Source organism: Peribacillus sp. (assembly GCF_059453735.1).
In genome coordinates this window covers 1-2,411 of record NZ_JAZVJO010000514.1, presented here as the reverse complement: position 1 = coordinate 2,411, position 2,411 = coordinate 1, and the positions used below count along the sequence as shown (strand labels likewise).

The window sequence follows — 2,411 nt, the reverse complement described above, 5'->3', positions numbered from 1 at the left end:
TCCCTATAAACAAGATATGAATTTTCAAAGCATGAATCAAATGCAAGATTCAGACCGAACTAATTATGAAACTGATTATTCACGACAAAAAAATATGCCGGGTGGACCAGGTGGTGGTCCAGGGCAAGGCGGACCTGGTTACCAAGGTACACCAGGCGGCGGGAGTTTCGGCGGGCCAGGACCTGCATTTTCACCACCACCGCCACCGCCAGGCGGGCCAGGATCTGCATTCCCACCACCACCACCGCCAGGCGGGCCAGGGTTTGGAGGAGCACCAGGAGGCGGACCTCCTTCAGCACCGCCCCCGCAGTTTGTTCCTGATTTTCCTGGTGTGTCTGCATTTGCTGTAGATGCTGGTGCACTACAGGGTTGTTTATTCAGGAATACGTATGTCTGGCTTAATAATGGCAGGACCTTCTGGTTTTTCCCAGTCTTCATTGGCAGAAGGTCTGTAGCTGGTTTTCGCTGGCGTGCTGGACAGCGCCGCTGGGTATATTACGGAATTGATACGAGTAATATTCGTTCTTTTCAATGCTACTAAATGGATACAAACACCTTCTACCAAGGGATGTCCGAATTTACTAATACTTTGGCACAGACAAAAAAGACTTATCACGAGGATAAGTCTTTTTTGTCTGTAAATGACCATTAATTAAAGATAGTCTGGGAAATCTGTAATGATTCCATCAAGCTTAATTGCTTCAAAGGCTTTTAATTTTTTTTTGTCATTAACAGTCCACGTAAATGCGCGCATTCCATGCCTATGTATCTTTTGTTTTAGCTTTGCACTCATCATCGTATGTTTTGGATTTACAAATGCAGCAAATTCAGATACTTCATGGAGAAATTTATCGGAAATACCTAAGGGACTGTTTTTAACTAACACCCCAACAGGAATTGAGGGCATTAGTTCATGGCATTTTTTCATCGAAGCTACATCAAATGAATGAATCATAATACGCTTGTGATCGGATTGGTAGCTCTTTAAGACAGTCGTAAGAACCTGTTCAATTCCGGGATTTAATTCAGGATGTTTAATTTCAATTAATATCCCGGCCTGTGGTAGAAACTTATCAAGTACTTCGGTTAGCAGAGGGATTCGTTCGTGACAAAAATCTGGGTTAAACCAGCTGCCAGCATCCATTTTCATCAATTGTTCGGAGGTATAATCCTTTAATAATCCCTTGCCATTGGTTGTCCGATCTAATTGTGGATCATGGTGAACGATCAGCTTGCCATCTTTCGACATGTGAATATCTATTTCGATAAAATCAACGCCTAAATCGATTGCTTTTTGATAAGAGGCCATAGTATTTTCAGGACAATAGCCAGAAGCACCACGGTGGCCAATTTTAATGGGTTTTCTTATGGAATCCATATTCGAGAGAGTGACTGTTTTTCGATTTTGAATCCATACGATAATGAGTACGGCTAGGGTAAAAACAACTAAAATAAGTGCTATTTTCATAATATACTCCTCACTTTTATCTGTTAATCTGTCTTCCTTATAATCATACCCGTTTATTCTTGACTTAAAAATAGTAAATGTAATGTTGTGAATTGCCTCCAATAGTACAAACTCATTCTGTGTAATAAATAAATTTTGGACCGATGCTACTTTCAACCTAGAATTTGGTATATATAGGGTGAAAGGAGGTGAAAAACATGGCAAATGAAATCTTACATTCAAGCTTAATCCGCATTGGATATGATGCGGGACTAAATGAAAAAGGAGAGGCCATCGTAAAACGCAAATCATACTCCAGCGTAAAAACACAGGCTACTCCAGAACAAATTTTCCAAGCAGCAACGGCGATTGCTAGTCTTCAAGTGTTCCCAGTAACAGAAGTAACGAGACAAGATACAGCATTGATTACGGGTTAATGAATACGGATTAAGGAGAGGAGGTGAACGAGTTGGCAAAAACACTTGAACTTCAATTTACGACACAGCTTGGGAAAACATCCACAATTTCCATTGATTCGCCTATTGAGCCAGTTGATGTTACCAAAGTAAATGAAGCTATGGATCAAATTCTTCAGGCAAATATCTTCCTGACTTCATCTGGAGATTATATCAATAAAAAATCAGCAAACCTTGTTGAGCGAAACGTTAAAGGATATGAAGTAAAATAAAAAACGAGCAGCTTAATCGATATACCTTCTTTTAGGCTGCTTGACTTAATAGAAATGTGTGGTGATCATTCATGGAGGATCTTCTTCCGTTCATCAGTGATGTTGGATTCCCAATTATCGTCACCCTCTATCTGCTTCATCGAGTGGAGGCTAAGCTTGATATATTAAATGAGACTATTATTGAACTTCCTATTAGATTGAGGGAAGGATTTTTAGAGAAAATATAAAGGTTGAATTCTTGCGAATATACAATGCAAAAAAGAGGCTGCCATTTAT

5 protein-coding genes are annotated in these 2,411 nt (G+C 39.9%); 4 read left to right on the top strand and 1 reads right to left on the bottom strand.

What is annotated here, in order from left to right:
• The first annotated feature begins 16 nt into the window (after positions 1-16).
• Entirely contained in the window at positions 17-541 is a 525-nt protein-coding gene (locus tag AC52RT_RS17010; RefSeq protein ID WP_495541843.1) for a hypothetical protein, read from the top strand.
• A gap of 111 nt (positions 542-652) precedes the next feature.
• Here the strand turns inward: AC52RT_RS17010 and AC52RT_RS17005 are convergent, their stop codons facing one another.
• Positions 653-1,468, bottom strand: a complete 816-nt coding sequence (locus AC52RT_RS17005; protein ID WP_495541842.1) for a glycerophosphodiester phosphodiesterase — start codon at positions 1,466-1,468, stop codon at positions 653-655.
• 197 nt (positions 1,469-1,665) lie between these two features.
• Here AC52RT_RS17005 and AC52RT_RS17000 point away from each other — a divergent pair, with 197 nt between their 5' ends.
• The 3 genes from AC52RT_RS17000 to AC52RT_RS16990 all read left to right on the top strand — a co-directional run bounded on the left by AC52RT_RS17000 (position 1,666) and on the right by AC52RT_RS16990 (position 2,362).
• Complete coding sequence (locus AC52RT_RS17000; RefSeq protein ID WP_340849259.1) at positions 1,666-1,884, top strand: DUF1659 domain-containing protein; 219 nt, start codon at positions 1,666-1,668, stop codon at positions 1,882-1,884.
• Positions 1,885-1,916: 32 nt separating this feature from the next.
• On the top strand, positions 1,917-2,135 hold the full coding sequence (locus AC52RT_RS16995; protein WP_495541841.1) for a DUF2922 domain-containing protein: 219 nt from the start codon (positions 1,917-1,919) through the stop codon (positions 2,133-2,135).
• A 71-nt stretch (positions 2,136-2,206) separates the two neighbouring features.
• Entirely contained in the window at positions 2,207-2,362 is a 156-nt protein-coding gene (locus AC52RT_RS16990; RefSeq protein WP_340849262.1) for a YvrJ family protein, read from the top strand.
• Positions 2,363-2,411: the final 49 nt, after the last annotated feature.